The sequence below is a fragment of the Paraburkholderia sp. A1RI-2L genome (assembly GCF_048957375.1).
GTDB lineage: Bacteria > Pseudomonadota > Gammaproteobacteria > Burkholderiales > Burkholderiaceae > Paraburkholderia.
Map to the genome: position 1 here is coordinate 1856261 of NZ_JARBTA010000001.1, position 13016 is coordinate 1869276.

Sequence of the window (13016 nt, forward strand, 5' to 3'; positions counted from 1 at the left end):
GATGTTCAATCCCAGCCGCGACGAAGTCCGCCATTTTTTCACCGAGACCTGGCGCAAGCAGCGCGCGGGCGAGATTCTCACGCCGCTCGAGGCGATGGCCGCTGACTGGATCGTCGAGCATCCCGAGTACCACGCGCAACTCGCCGATGCCCAAGCCGCCTCCGCGCAGGACTATTCACCCGAGCGCGGGCAGAGCAATCCCTTTTTGCATCTGTCGATGCATCTCGCGATCAGCGAGCAGCTTTCGATCGATCAGCCGCCGGGCATCCGCGCGGCCCACGACCGGCTTGCGGCGCGCCTGGGCTCCACCCACGACGCGCAGCACGCCATCATGGAATGTCTCGGCGAGACGATCTGGGAAGCGCAGCGCACCAACACGCCGCCCGACACCGACGCTTACCTCGCGCGCATCGAGCGGCGCGCCTCGCGCGACTGAGCCCGGGCCGCCGCCGGCGAGCGGGCCGAAAGCGCGCAGGCCCATGCAAAAACACCCCGTGCGAGAAAGCGCCTGAAGCGCGTCTCGCACGGGGTGTTTTTGCATGAATCGCAAGCGCATCGCGCACAAACGCCATGCATGCCGCATGGCGCCTGCCGGATTGCGCTTACTTCTTCTCGACCAGATCGCCCTTGAGCGATTCGACGTAAGCAGCCAGATCCTTCAGGTCACGCTCGGAGAGGCTCTGTACCTGCGCCTGCATGATCGGATTGCTGCGGCCGAAATTCGCGTTGCCGTTGCCCATCTGATATTGGCGCAGCGCCCAAAAGATGTAGTCGGCATGCTGGCCCGCGAGCTTCGGGTAATCGGGGCTTACCGGCTTGTTCAGGTTCACGCCGTGGCAGGCCGCACAGTTGTGGCTGTCGGCGAGCACCTTGCCGTTGGAGGCATCGGCGGCCTGCGCCGATTGCACGCCGAACGCAAGCGTGAGGGCGGCCGCCGAGGCGGCCTTCAGAAGCGACGCGCGCGCAGCCGTATAGGGCTTGTTCATGAATTCTCCTGTGTCGGCCAGAGTTGGCGCTTTAGCGCCTTGCTCTGGTCCCATTGCGCTAGAGCGCCCGTGCCGGTTACTTCTCGGGATTGTTTTTCGTGGCGGCCGTCTGCGACGAGTAATAAGCCGCGATATCGGCGATGTCCTGCTCGGACAGGGACGCCGCGATCGCGTGCATGGTCCCGAAGTGGCGATCACCCTTCTTGTAGCCGTGCAGCGCGCTAGCGATGTACTGCGCGTTCTGGCCGCCCAGGATCGGCACGTGATAGACCTCGGGATAAGCGGTGCGGTAGTCGGGAATACCATGACAGCCGATACACATCGCAACCTTACCCTGCCCTGCCTTCGCGTCGCCCACGACATCCGCGTGGGCCGAGGCCGCGAAGCCCGCCAGCACTGTCAATGCGCCAAACATGACGTGCTTGCTGACAATTTTTTTCATAGCATCCAACCTGGCTTGAGGGGATTCGAACGCCCGAACCGCAGGCCACGGCCTGCGACGCATGACTGCTGTTTTACTTTTGGGTCGCCGTGCAGGCCGAAAAAAATCGGTCCGAGTATACCGCGACGCCCCGCCGCACGTCCACCGGGCTGCCGCCCGGGCAAGGCCCGCTGACGCCCGCCGGACGGGGCTCGGGCGTGAGTGAAATATTCGCGAGCGGCCTGGCGCGTGACGTGCGGGTCATCCCTGATGCGTCTCGCGCGCTGCTTGCGAGCCGCAAACGAGTGGCGCAAAGGTCCACATCGCGGGCGGACCCAACGATACGCGAGCCCCTCCCGGCCCAACACCCCTTCTGACTTATACTGAGATTTTTTTAGCGAGCGGTTCATCATGCGCGCCACGCGTTTCGAAGGCTCTTCGCAGTACGTCGCCACCGACGATCTCAAGCTCGCGGTCAATGCCGCGATCACCCTCAAACGGCCGCTGCTCATCAAGGGCGAGCCCGGCACGGGCAAGACCATGCTCGCCGAGGAAGTGGCCGCCGCGCTCGACATGCCGCTCATGCAGTGGCACATCAAGTCCACCACGAAGGCGCAACAGGGCCTCTACGAGTACGACGCGGTCTCGCGCCTGCGCGACTCGCAGCTCGGCGACGAGCGCGTGAAAGATATCGGCAACTACATCGTGAAGGGCGTGCTGTGGCAGGCGTTCGAGTCGGAGCAGCAAAGCGTGCTGCTAATCGACGAGGTCGACAAGGCCGACATCGAGTTCCCCAACGACTTGCTGCGCGAACTCGACCGCATGGAGTTCTACGTGTACGAAACGCGCGAGCTCGTGAAAGCGAAGCAGCGCCCGCTCGTCATCATCACGTCGAACAACGAGAAGGAACTGCCCGACGCGTTCCTGCGCCGCTGCTTTTTCCACTACATCAGCTTCCCCGACCCGGCCACGATGCAGCGCATCGTCGAGGTGCACTACCCCGGCATTCGCAAGGATCTGCTCAGCGCGGCCATGGAAAGCTTCTTCGAGCTGCGCAACGTCGCGGGCCTGAAGAAGAAGCCATCCACTTCCGAGCTGCTCGACTGGCTCAAGCTGCTGCTCGCCGAAGACATTCCGCCCGACGCGCTGCGCGCGGTGGACGGTTCGAAGTCGATGCCGCCGCTCGCCGGCGCGCTGCTCAAGAACGAGCAGGACATGACGCTCTTCGAGCGGCTCATCTACATGAACCGTCATAACCGCTGACCACGCGCCAAGCGCGGAGCAAGCTCGCAAGGCCGGAGAACCTGCATGCTGATCGACTTCTTTTACACGCTGCGCGACGCGAAGCTGCCGGTCTCCGTGAAGGAGTACCTCACGCTCGTCGAAGCGCTCAAGGAACGCGTGATCGCGCCTTCGCTCGACGACTTCTACTACCTCGCGCGCATGACGCTCGTGAAGGACGAGCAGTACTTCGACCGCTTCGACCAGGCCTTCGGCGCGTACTTTCGCGGCATCGAGAAAAAATCGGAGCTGGCCTTCGAGATTCCCGAAGACTGGCTCAAGAAGCGGCTCGAACGCGACTTCACGCCTGAGCAGCGCGCGCAGATCGAGGCGATGGGCGGGCTCGACAAGCTCATGGAGCGCCTCAAGGAGCTCTTCGAGGAACAGAAGGAGCGCCACGAAGGCGGCAGCAAGTGGATCGGCACGGGCGGCACCTCGCCGTTCGGCAACGGCGGCTATAACCCCGAGGGCATCCGCATCGGTGGCGAAGGCGGCCAGCGCAGCGCCGTGAAAGTGTGGGACGCGCGCGCCTACCGCGACTACGATGACCAGGTCGAGATCGGCACGCGCAACATCAAGGTCGCGCTGCGGCGCCTGCGCCGCTTCGCGCGCGAAGGCGCCGCCGAGGAACTCGATCTCGCGGGCACGATCCGCAGCACGGCGGCCAACGCGGGCTGGCTCGACCTCAAGATGGTCCCGGAGCGCCACAACAACGTGAAGGTGCTGATGCTGCTCGACGTGGGCGGCTCGATGGACGATCACATCAAGCGCACCGAAGAGCTTTTCTCGGCGGCGAAGGCCGAATTCAAGCACCTCGAGTTCTACTACTTCCACAACTGCGTCTACGACTACCTGTGGAAGAACAACCGCCGGCGCCACGCCGAGCGCACGCCCACCTGGGATCTGCTGCACAAGTTCACGCCCGACTACAAGCTGATCTTCGTCGGCGACGCCACCATGAGCCCCTATGAAGTGCTGCAGCCGGGCGGCTCGGTCGAGTACAACAACCCCGAGGCCGGCGCCGTGTGGCTGCGGCGTCTCGCCGACCAATTCCCGCATTTCGCGTGGCTCAATCCCGAGCCCGAGCGGCTATGGGAGTATCGGCAGTCGGTGTCGATCATCCGCGAGATACTCGGGCATCGCATGTATCCGCTCACCGTCGCCGGGCTCGAAACCGCCATGCGCGTGCTGAGCAAATAGCCGCGCGGCCGCACTGCATCGAAACGCCGCGCCGCGCACTCGCGGCCAGACTGTTGCGCACACAACCATAAAACCAGGAGATTTCCAGCATGACCGCGCCTTCGTCCCCGGACCTGCCATCGACATTCCGGCCCGGACCGCTGCGCCCCTTCGCCGACACCTCGGTTGCCACGATCGTCGCGGGCTTCGTCGCGATGATGACCGGCTACACCAGCTCGCTCGTGCTGATGTTCCAGGCCGGCCAGGCCGCGCACCTCTCGCCCGAGCAGATCTCCTCGTGGATCTGGTCGCTCTCGATCGGCATGGGCGTGACCACCATCGCGCTGTCGCTCTGGTACCGCGCCCCCACCGTCATTGCCTGGTCGACGCCAGGCGCGGCGCTGCTGATCAGCTCGCTGCCGCACGTGCCGTATGCCGAGGCGATCGGCGCGTATATCGTGTGCGCGCTGCTGCTCACGGCCGTGGGCGTGACCGGCTGGTTCGACGCGCTCATGAAACGCGTGCCCGCCGGCATTGCGGCGGCGCTGCTCGCGGGCATCCTGTTCGAGATCGGCATCGAGATTTTCCACGCCGCGCAGGTGCAAACGCCGCTCGTGCTCACGATGTTCTTCGCTTACCTGCTGATGAAGCGCTGGGTCGCGCGCTACGCGATCGTCGGCACGCTCGTGGTGGGCGTCGCGGCCGCCGCCGCGCTCGGGCTGCTCGACTTCAGCCACTTCCACGTGGCGCTCGCGAAGCCCGTGTTCACCATGCCCGCATTCTCGGCGTCGGCGATCGTGAGCATCGGCATTCCGCTCTTCGTCGTGGCGATGGCCTCGCAGAACGTGCCCGGCATCGCCGTGATACGCGCCGACGGCTACAACACGCCGTCCTCGCCGCTCATCGCCACGACCGGCATCGCCTCGCTCGTGCTCGCCCCGTTCGGCTCGCACGGCATCAATCTCGCGGCCATCACCGCGGCGATCTGCACCGGCCCGCATGCCCACGAAGACCGCACCAAGCGCTATATGGCGGCTGTCTGGTGCGGCATCTTCTATCTGATCGCGGGTGTCTTCGGTGCGACGATCGCGGCGCTGTTCGCGGCGTTTCCGCCCGCGCTGGTGGTGTCCATCGCGGCGCTCGCGCTGTTCGGCTCGATCATGAGCGGACTCACCAACGCGATGCAGAACCCGCACGAGCGCGAAGCGGCGCTCGTGACTTTCATGGTGACCGCTTCGGGGCTCACGCTGCTCTCGATCGGCGCGGCGTTCTGGGGGCTCGTGGCAGGCGTGATCACCCAGGTGATCCTGAACGCGCGGCGGGCGTGAAGGGGCCTGAGGGCGCGTGAGGGTGGCCGAAGCTCGCGTAATCGCATCGCCACCCGATCCGCCATAAAATGATGAGGTAAGCCGTGCCTTCCGGCACGGCATCGTGTGCCGCCCTTCGCGCCCCGCGCCACGCCAAAAGCGCGAAGCCGTTCAACTCCCACCGATGCCGGCGCACATGCGCCCACAAGGCCTGACATGACTAACGCACTCGATCAGCTCAAGCAGTACACCACCGTCGTCGCCGATACGGGCGACTTCCAGCAGTTCGTCCAGTACAAGCCCGAGGACGCGACCACCAATCCGTCGCTGATTCTCAAGGCCGTGCAGAAGGCCGAGTATCGGCCGCTGCTCGAAAAAACCGTGCGCGATCACGCGGGCGAATCGGTCGAGTCGATCATCGACCATCTGCTGGTCGCCTTCGGCACCGAGATTCTCAAGATCATTCCGGGCCGCGTCTCGACCGAAGTGGACGCGCGCCTCTCGTTCGACACGAAGAAGTCGATCGACAAAGCGCACCACATCATCGATTTGTACAAGCAGGCCGGCATCCCGCGCGAGCGCGTGCTGATCAAGCTCGCATCCACGTGGGAAGGCATCCGCGCGGCCGAGGTGCTGCAAAAGGACGGCATCCGCTGCAACATGACGCTGCTGTTCTCGCTCGCGCAGGCCACCGCATGCGCCGAGGCGGGCGCGCAGCTGATCTCGCCGTTCGTCGGCCGCATCTACGACTGGTTCAAGAAGGCCAAGGGCGCCGACTGGGACGACGCGAAGGACGGCGGCGCGAATGATCCGGGCGTGCAGTCGGTGCGCAAGATCTATGCGTACTACAAGAAGTTCGGCTACCAGACCGAGGTGATGGGCGCGAGCTTCCGCAACACCAGCCAGATCGTCGAGCTGGCCGGCTGCGACCTGCTCACGATCAGCCCGGACCTGCTGCAGAAGCTGCACGACAGCAACGAGAAGGTCGAACGCAAGCTCTCGCCGCAAGCGTTCAAGGACGCACAGATCGCGCGCGTGGCCGTGGACGAGCCGTCGTTCCGCTTCCAGCTCAACGAAGACGCGATGGCGACGGAGAAGCTCGCGGAAGGCATCCGCGCCTTCGCCGCCGATGCGATCAAGCTCGAAAAAATGATCGAGGAGCTGCGCGCGCGTTAAGCGCGCACGAGCACGCGAAAGCGTGCCTGGCCGCAGCAGCCGATTCCTTTTAAAGGGCCGCACATCCACCCTGTGCGGCCCTTTTTGCATGGCACGAAAGCCCGCAGCAGGGCGCAAATGCCATTCCCGCATGCGCTCTCGCAAACCCTGGCGACACCGGCTCCCGAAACGCGCATACGGTCACCCGAAGCGCCTAGAATCAGGCCAGCGGCGCAACATGCCGCACCATCCCCGGCCCCGCCCTGCCGCGCCCGTCACCCAGGTTGCGCGACGCTTCTTCACGGGACCGGCCATCGTGGGACCGCCCACCGGACAAGTCCGCAAGGAAATCGACGATGCAAATCCAGCCCTATCTGTTTTACAACGGCACCTGTGAGCAGGCGATCGCGTTCTACCGCGAAGCGCTCGGCGCGCAGGAGCTGTTCAAGATGCGCTTCAAGGACGCCCCGCCCGACCCCGAGCGCCCGATGCCGCCCGAGTTCGCCGAGAAGATCATGCACGCGACGCTGCAGATCGGCGACGCGCAGTTCATGATGTCGGACGGCGGTTGCATGACGCAGAACGACAAGTTCGCCGGCTTCGGCGTCTCGCTCACGGGACCCGACGCAGCCGCCGCGCAGCGCTACTTCGACGCGCTCGCCAAGGGTGGCCAGGTGACGATGCCGTTCCAGAAGACCTTCTGGTCTCCGGGCTTCGGCATGCTCACCGACAAGTTCGGCGTGCCGTGGATGGTCAGCGCGCCGCATTCCGAAAGTCCCGCCGCCTGATTGGCAACCAGGTAGTCACACCTGAGCGGCCCCGACACGCTCGCGAGCGCGCACGTCACACCATGCGGCGCCAATGCGCGCGCTCGATGTTCCATCTCGGCTCGGTTTCGAGGAGCAAGGCACGCAGTTGTCCCACCTGCTCCTCGAAACGCTGTTCGAGCCAGTAAGGCCCCTGCATCTGCGACGCGGTGTCGGGCTGCTGCTGCGGCACCACTGCGGGCATCGCCCCCGGCGCCGCGTCGAGCGGGCTCGAGCGCAGCGCCCGCGCCGCCGCCTCCGGATGATGCCGCGTGCCGCCAAAACGCAGCGCCCGGGCCGTCGCCAGCAGCGCGACGCGCACGCTCTCGCCGTACCCCGCGAAGGCCGCCCGCACGCGCTGCTGCTCGTAATGGCCCAGGCCGGTAGCCATCATTTCCAGCGAACTGAGCAGCGCGCGGTGCAGGCGCTGCACCTGCTCGAGCCGCGCGAGCGGCACATCGATTTCCCGCGCCACCGAAGGCATCAGCCCGCGCAATTGCACGAGCCGGGCGTTCAGGCGCCGGAAAGCTTCGACCTGCGCATCGGGATCCACCTGCGCGCCGCTCACCACCTGGGCATGAACGCGCGCAATCTCGCGCAAATTGTCGGCGAGCCGGTAGCGCCACGAGTAGGTGGCATGCAGCGGCAGCGCGAACGAAAACGCCAACGCGATCACGATGCCGATCATCACGTTGAGCGTGCGCCACAAGCCCGTGTCGATGAGGTTGTCGCCGTGGCCCGCGACGATGCACATCGTGATGGCCGTGAGGAGCGGCACGTAGCCCTCCTTGCCGATCGCATAGTAGCTGCACACCGCCGCGACGATCGCCATGAGCGAATAGGTGAGCCACGTGAAGCCCGTCACCGCCTGCACGATGATGAGCGTGAGGCCGATGAGCGCGCCGAGCACCGTGCCGAGCGCGCGCTCGGCGGCCTTCTTGCGAATGTTGCCGTGGTGCTGGAGCCCGCCGATCACCACGAGCAGCGTGACCGACGCCCAGATGCCGTGCGGAATGTCGATGCCCGTGGTGGCGAGAATCGACACGAGCATCGCGAGCCCCACGCGCACGCCGTGAATGATTCCGGCGTTGCGATAGCGGTAAAACGGCGAGGTGAGCGCGCGCCAGAAATTCTCCACGCGCACCCGCACGCGCGAGCGCCGACGCGGCGGCTTCCCATACGAGGCAGCGTTGGCGCCGTGGCGCGCTGCATCGCCCGAAGCGGCTGCGGGTTCGGTATCGTGGTCGTGATCGGACGTAGTCATGGTGCGCTAGCAGCCTGCTGGACGTGACGCGAGTTAGCGGAAAAAGCGGCCCCTGCAAGCATCGTGCACCGGAAAAACAAATGCCCGCAACCGTGAAGTTGCGGGCATTGCAGGCGCAACACGAATTGCGCGCCGGATCAGCCTTCCTGCACGTCGAGATAGTCCTCGGGCCGCGTGCGGTCCACGCCCTTCTGCATGCCGAACAGATGCACGAGCACCGACACCGCCACGGCAACCACGAGGTTCACGATCAGCGACCACACCGCCGCATAGCCCGGCACGGCCACGCCGAACAGGTGCACGACGAAGATCGAGCCCTTGAGGTGCAGCGAAATCGCCATCCATGTGCCAGTGACGATGCCCGCCGCCCAGCCGATCAGGAGGCCGCGCCAGTCGAGCATGCGCGTGTAGAGGCCGAGCACGATCGCGGGCAGCGTCTGGATGATCCAGATGCCGCCGAGCAGCTGCAGCTGGATCGCATACGTGAGCGGCAGGCCCAGGATGAACGCCACCGCCCCCACCTTCACGATCAGCGAAACCAGCTTGGCCACGTTGGTCTCCTGCTCGTGATTCATGTTGCGGTTGATGAACTCCTTGTGGATATTGCGCGTGTAGAGGTTGGCGGCCGCGATCGACATGATCGCCGCCGGCACCAGCGCGCCGATGCCGATAGCCGCGAACGCCACGCCCACGAACCACGACGGGAAATACTGCAGGAACAGCGCCGGCACCGCGAAATTCGGGCCGAAAGCCTTGAAGTACGGCGCATATTGCGGCATGTCCTTTACGCCCGAAGCGAGCGCCATGTAGCCGAGCAGCGCGAGCAGGCCGAGCACGAGCGAGTACGCGGGCAACATCGCCATATTCCGGCGGATGCTGTTGCCCGACGACGACGAAAGAATCGCCGTGACCGAGTGCGGATACAGGAACAGCGCGAGCGCCGAACCCACCGCCAGAGTCGCATATGCGCTATAGCCGTTCAGGCTCGTCGCATCCGGAGCCTTGAGCAGCAGCTTGGCCGGCGGCACCGCGCCGAAGATATGGCCGAAGCCGCCCAGCTGCGCGGGGATCACGATGATGGCCGCGATGATCGTGATGTAGATGAGCACGTCCTTCACCACGGCAATCATGGCCGGCGCGCGCAGGCCCGAAGTGTAGGTGTAGGCCGCAAGAATCGCGAACGCGATGATGAGCGGCAGGTCGCCGATGAAGCCCGTGGTGTCGAAACCGAGCCCGCCGATCACCACTTCGATGCCCACCAGCTGCAGCGCGATGTAAGGCATGGTCGCGACGATGCCGGTGACCGCGACGGCGAGCGCGAGCACGCGGCTGCCGTAGCGCGCGCTCACGAAGTCGGCCGAAGTGACGTAGCTGTGACGCTTGGCGATGGCCCAGAGTTTGGGAAACACCACGAACGCGAACGGGTAGATCAGGATCGTATAGGGCAGAGCGAAGAAACCCGTTGCCCCCGCACCGAACACGAGCGCCGGCACCGCCACGAAGGTGTACGCGGTATAGAGATCGCCGCCGAGCAGGAACCACGTGACGATCGTGCCGAAGCGCCGGCCGCCGAGCCCCCACTCGTCGATATGGGCGAGGTCGCCCTTGCGCCAGTGGGCGGCAAGGAAGCCGACGATCGTGACGCCGATGAACAACAGGACGAAGACGAAGGTTGCCGTAACGTTCATTGCGCACCCCCTGCCTTGCCGCTGTTCTTCGAGCGATCCTTGGTCTTGAGATAGACGAACACGGTGATGACCGCGCTGATCAGCACCCAGAGCAGCTGATACCAGTAGAAAAATGGGAAGTCCCACAGCGTGGGCTCGACCTTGTTGTACGACGGCACCCAGATCATTGCGATCCAGGGCAAGATCAACAGCCATAGCCAGTGCTTGCTGGCTTTTGCGGCGTCGGCGTCGTGAGCCATGACGTCTCCTCGTTACTTATGTAGTTATGGGGTTTTCGAGGTGGTCCGCCGCCCGATATCGAGCGGCCCCTGGCCCGCGAGATCGTGCCTCGCAAGGTCCCCGAAAGCGCAGAAAAGAGTAGCGATGCCGCAGCGACGGGTCAAGAAGGGCGGACCCCAATTTAGATCATGTTGTCAAGACACGACTGGCGGTGCGTTTGACCCTGAGTCGTCAGCATTTAGAAAGCTTGGTGATCCGAAACACAAAAAAGCCGGCCCCGTTTGTCATGGGGCCGGCCTTGCGTTGCGCGCCGCGATGCCTCGCGGGGGTGCGCGTCAGATGGCGAACGTGTCGCCGCCCTTGTCGTTCTTGTTGCTCTTGCTGTTTTCGGCGTTGGCTTCACGCAGCGCCTTCACCCACTGGTGCGCCGGCAAGCCGAGCTTGCTTTCGAGCAGGCGCGCGCGCTTCTCGAGCGCCGCCCAGCTCACTTCGAGCGCCGGACCCGAGAACGCCAGCGCAATGCGGTTGCCCTCGTGCACCTCGGGCAGCGCGATCACGCGGCCGTCGAACGCTTCCTTCAGGCGCTTCATGTTGCGCACATAGCTCGGGTGGTCGCCGAACAGGTTGATGGTCGCAATACCGGCATCGGTGAGGCACGCGCGCGCCGCACGATAGAACGCCACGCTGTCGAGCACCGGACCGCGCGCGGTCGCGTCGTAAACATCGATCTGCAGCGCGCCGATCGTGCCGTGGTTCGCGCGGTCGTGCACGAAGTCCCACGCATCGAGTTCGCGCACCGTGAGGCGTGCATCATCATGCGGCAGTTCGAACATCGTGCGCGCGGCCACCACGACGGCCGGGTTCAGCTCGATTGCCTCGACCTTCGCCGGACGCAGGTAGCGATGCGCGAACTTGGTCAGCGCCGCAGCGCCAAGACCCAGCTGCACGATGCGCGCCGGCGTGGCGAGAAACAGCAGCCAGGACATCATCTGCTGAGCGTATTCGAGCTCGATGTGCTGCGGTTTGGACAGACGCATCGCACCCTGGACCCACTCGGTGCCGAAATGCAGATAGCGCACGCCGCCCTCTTCCGAGAACGTCACGGGCGCAAAGCGCGGCTTGCGCGGCGCTTCGATGACCGGTGCGTTGTCGAGGTCGGCATCGGCGTGCTTCGAGGCGTGCTTCGAGGCGGTCTTGCTGCGGGTCTTGCTGAATGCGCGCGCTTCTGCCGAAGCACGCTTGATGAGAGTCGTCATGTGAAGATGTTTTGCTTTCTTGCTTATGAGGAGCAGATGCGGATGCGCAATCCACAGCGTTTTGGGTGCGAGTTCAAACGCAACTTGGGATGCAATGCCGGCCGCAACTGCGCGGGCGACCGAGAGCATAGCATTCGCGGCGCATCGGGCCGGTTTTAGGCGACGGCGAACTCGCCCAGCGCGCGCCATGCCGCGAGCTTCGCGGCAAAATTCATTGACGCATGAGCGGGACTACTGGACGGCATCCGCAAGATGCGAAAGCGCTGCGCGTGCGGCCCGAGAATGCGCCCGCCGATACGCGCCGCCGTGCCGCCGTTGAACGCGATCGCTTCGAGCGCGGGCAGCCCCTCGATCAACGCGATGAGATCGTTGCCTGCGTGGTCGCGGATATTGCCGTCGAGACTGCCCTCACGCCGCGCCTGCGCGACCACGTCCCACAAACCGACGCGATGTTCAAGCAGCGTTTGCAGCCTCGCGTCGTAGGCCATCGCTGGAAGGTTGGCGCCGATCACCTCGCCCACCAGATGCCAAAACCGGTTCTGCTTGTGCGCGTAGTACTGCTGATGCGCCAGCGACGCCTCGCCCGGCAGACTGCCGAGAATCAGTACGCGCGTATGCGCGTCGACGACCGGCGCAAAGCAGCGCTTGATGCTCATCCGCGAAAACCCGCTGGAGGAAGCGGCACATGCGCGGCGCGCGAGGCCGTATGGCCAAGCGGTCCGCGCTCGCGTGCCGAGTGAGTGGCGTGTGCCAGCGCCGCCGGTTGCGCATCGCCCGCCAGACACGCAAGGCGCGCCCACAACGCAGGCAGCATGCATTCCGTCACGAGGAGCGGCGCGCCATAGCGCTCGAACACGGAACGGCGCGCGACAAAGACATGCGGCACATGTCGCTGCGTTTCGCGCGCGGCCAGCGCATGCAGCGGATGCCGCGCATTCACGCGCCGGCTCACGAGCGCCGAGCGCGCGACGCCGCTATCGGTGTAAAGCAACTCCGCAAGCGGGCGTGTGCGCAGGCGGCGCATGGCTTGCCAGATACCGTGGCTCGCCGCGATCGGCGTCGCACTATGCGCGGCCACGAACGGCACGCCGTCGACTTCGAGCACGATCTCGCGCACCCACGCGCGTGCGCGCGGCGCGAGGCCGAGGGCGGCGTATTCGTCGGGCCAGGGCATGTCGACAGCTTCGCGCGTCACGCGCACGACGACATGGCCGAGCGCGCGCAGATGCGCGGTCAGCGAACCGCCGCGGGTAAGCCAGTCTTTCTGGTCGGCACTGAAGGCCGCGAGGGGCGCGACGCGCCAGTGCGCGTCGGCGGCATCGAATCGGATGAGCATGGCGCGCATTATAGGCTGCACGCATTTCAATTCGCTGCGGGGCGAGCGTCGCAACGCAGCGGCGAGAAACCATGCGTCAAAGAAAAATCCCCTTGTCGCACGAGGCTGTAAGGGGATC

At 65.1% G+C, this 13016-nt stretch carries 14 protein-coding genes; 6 read left to right on the forward strand and 8 right to left on the reverse strand.

Annotated features, from left to right (window positions below; all coding sequences use genetic code 11):
* Nucleotide 1 precedes the first annotated feature (1 nt).
* Complete coding sequence (locus tag PWP93_RS08595) at nt 2-436, forward strand: DUF1841 family protein (protein ID WP_421044147.1); 435 nt, start codon at nt 2-4, stop codon at nt 434-436.
* 166 nt (nt 437-602) lie between these two features.
* On the opposite strand, the gene PWP93_RS08600 is transcribed toward PWP93_RS08595, so the two are convergent.
* Both PWP93_RS08600 and PWP93_RS08605 read right to left on the reverse strand, forming a co-directional pair.
* Nucleotides 603-986: a c-type cytochrome gene (locus PWP93_RS08600; RefSeq protein WP_421023486.1), complete on the reverse strand. Its 384-nt coding sequence runs from the start codon at nt 984-986 to the stop codon at nt 603-605.
* 76 nt (nt 987-1062) lie between these two features.
* A complete protein-coding gene (locus PWP93_RS08605; protein WP_213296775.1) occupies nt 1063-1428 on the reverse strand; it encodes a c-type cytochrome in 366 nt (121 codons plus the stop codon).
* 390 nt (nt 1429-1818) lie between these two features.
* Between PWP93_RS08605 and PWP93_RS08610 the strand changes: the two genes are divergently transcribed.
* From PWP93_RS08610 to PWP93_RS08630, 5 genes are all read left to right on the forward strand, one after another.
* Complete coding sequence (locus PWP93_RS08610; RefSeq protein WP_421023485.1) at nt 1819-2670, forward strand: AAA family ATPase; 852 nt, start codon at nt 1819-1821, stop codon at nt 2668-2670.
* A 45-nt stretch (nt 2671-2715) separates the two neighbouring features.
* A complete protein-coding gene (locus PWP93_RS08615; protein ID WP_421023484.1) occupies nt 2716-3888 on the forward strand; it encodes a vWA domain-containing protein in 1173 nt (390 codons plus the stop codon).
* An 89-nt stretch (nt 3889-3977) separates the two neighbouring features.
* Nucleotides 3978-5195, forward strand: a complete 1218-nt coding sequence (locus PWP93_RS08620; RefSeq protein ID WP_421044148.1) for a benzoate/H(+) symporter BenE family transporter — start codon at nt 3978-3980, stop codon at nt 5193-5195.
* A gap of 195 nt (nt 5196-5390) precedes the next feature.
* A complete protein-coding gene (tal, locus tag PWP93_RS08625) occupies nt 5391-6350 on the forward strand; it encodes a transaldolase (RefSeq protein WP_421044149.1) in 960 nt (319 codons plus the stop codon).
* A 335-nt stretch (nt 6351-6685) separates the two neighbouring features.
* Nucleotides 6686-7117 (forward strand): VOC family protein, encoded by a 432-nt coding sequence (locus tag PWP93_RS08630; RefSeq protein WP_421044150.1) that lies wholly within the window; start codon nt 6686-6688, stop codon nt 7115-7117.
* 55 nt (nt 7118-7172) lie between these two features.
* On the opposite strand, the gene PWP93_RS08635 is transcribed toward PWP93_RS08630, so the two are convergent.
* From PWP93_RS08635 to PWP93_RS08660, 6 genes are all read right to left on the reverse strand, one after another.
* Complete coding sequence (locus tag PWP93_RS08635) at nt 7173-8399, reverse strand: FUSC family protein (protein WP_421044151.1); 1227 nt, start codon at nt 8397-8399, stop codon at nt 7173-7175.
* A gap of 137 nt (nt 8400-8536) precedes the next feature.
* Nucleotides 8537-10087: a monocarboxylate uptake permease MctP gene (mctP, locus tag PWP93_RS08640; protein WP_421023479.1), complete on the reverse strand. Its 1551-nt coding sequence runs from the start codon at nt 10085-10087 to the stop codon at nt 8537-8539.
* The gene (locus PWP93_RS08645; protein ID WP_421044152.1) at nt 10084-10326 is read right to left on the reverse strand and encodes a DUF3311 domain-containing protein; all 243 of its coding nucleotides are present in this window, start codon (nt 10324-10326) and stop codon (nt 10084-10086) included. Before PWP93_RS08645 ends, mctP begins: the two co-directional genes overlap by 4 nt.
* 315 nt (nt 10327-10641) lie before the next feature.
* On the reverse strand, nt 10642-11562 hold the full coding sequence (locus PWP93_RS08650) for a spermidine synthase (RefSeq protein WP_421044153.1): 921 nt from the start codon (nt 11560-11562) through the stop codon (nt 10642-10644).
* Between the two features lie 155 nt (nt 11563-11717).
* Nucleotides 11718-12218, reverse strand: a complete 501-nt coding sequence (locus tag PWP93_RS08655) for a DNA-deoxyinosine glycosylase (RefSeq protein WP_421044154.1) — start codon at nt 12216-12218, stop codon at nt 11718-11720.
* Nucleotides 12215-12898 (reverse strand): chorismate--pyruvate lyase family protein, encoded by a 684-nt coding sequence (locus PWP93_RS08660; RefSeq protein WP_421044155.1) that lies wholly within the window; start codon nt 12896-12898, stop codon nt 12215-12217. Before PWP93_RS08660 ends, PWP93_RS08655 begins: the two co-directional genes overlap by 4 nt.
* Nucleotides 12899-13016: the final 118 nt, after the last annotated feature.

What these genes read in the sequence shown, in the direction of transcription:
- PWP93_RS08655 (WP_421044154.1), bottom strand. Translation starts at nt 12,218, where the DNA reads ATGAGCATCAAGCGCTGCTTTGCGCCGGTCGTCGACGCGCATACGCGC.
- PWP93_RS08660 (WP_421044155.1), bottom strand. Translation starts at nt 12,898, where the DNA reads ATGCTCATCCGATTCGATGCCGCCGACGCGCACTGGCGCGTCGCGCCC.
- PWP93_RS08610 (WP_421023485.1), top strand. Translation starts at nt 1,819, where the DNA reads ATGCGCGCCACGCGTTTCGAAGGCTCTTCGCAGTACGTCGCCACCGAC.
- PWP93_RS08645 (WP_421044152.1), bottom strand. Translation starts at nt 10,326, where the DNA reads ATGGCTCACGACGCCGACGCCGCAAAAGCCAGCAAGCACTGGCTATGG.
- mctP (WP_421023479.1), bottom strand. Translation starts at nt 10,087, where the DNA reads ATGAACGTTACGGCAACCTTCGTCTTCGTCCTGTTGTTCATCGGCGTC.
- tal (WP_421044149.1), top strand. Translation starts at nt 5,391, where the DNA reads ATGACTAACGCACTCGATCAGCTCAAGCAGTACACCACCGTCGTCGCC.
- PWP93_RS08615 (WP_421023484.1), top strand. Translation starts at nt 2,716, where the DNA reads ATGCTGATCGACTTCTTTTACACGCTGCGCGACGCGAAGCTGCCGGTC.
- PWP93_RS08620 (WP_421044148.1), top strand. Translation starts at nt 3,978, where the DNA reads ATGACCGCGCCTTCGTCCCCGGACCTGCCATCGACATTCCGGCCCGGA.
- PWP93_RS08605 (WP_213296775.1), bottom strand. Translation starts at nt 1,428, where the DNA reads ATGAAAAAAATTGTCAGCAAGCACGTCATGTTTGGCGCATTGACAGTG.
- PWP93_RS08595 (WP_421044147.1), top strand. Translation starts at nt 2, where the DNA reads ATGTTCAATCCCAGCCGCGACGAAGTCCGCCATTTTTTCACCGAGACC.
- PWP93_RS08630 (WP_421044150.1), top strand. Translation starts at nt 6,686, where the DNA reads ATGCAAATCCAGCCCTATCTGTTTTACAACGGCACCTGTGAGCAGGCG.
- PWP93_RS08650 (WP_421044153.1), bottom strand. Translation starts at nt 11,562, where the DNA reads ATGACGACTCTCATCAAGCGTGCTTCGGCAGAAGCGCGCGCATTCAGC.
- PWP93_RS08600 (WP_421023486.1), bottom strand. Translation starts at nt 986, where the DNA reads ATGAACAAGCCCTATACGGCTGCGCGCGCGTCGCTTCTGAAGGCCGCC.
- PWP93_RS08635 (WP_421044151.1), bottom strand. Translation starts at nt 8,399, where the DNA reads ATGACTACGTCCGATCACGACCACGATACCGAACCCGCAGCCGCTTCG.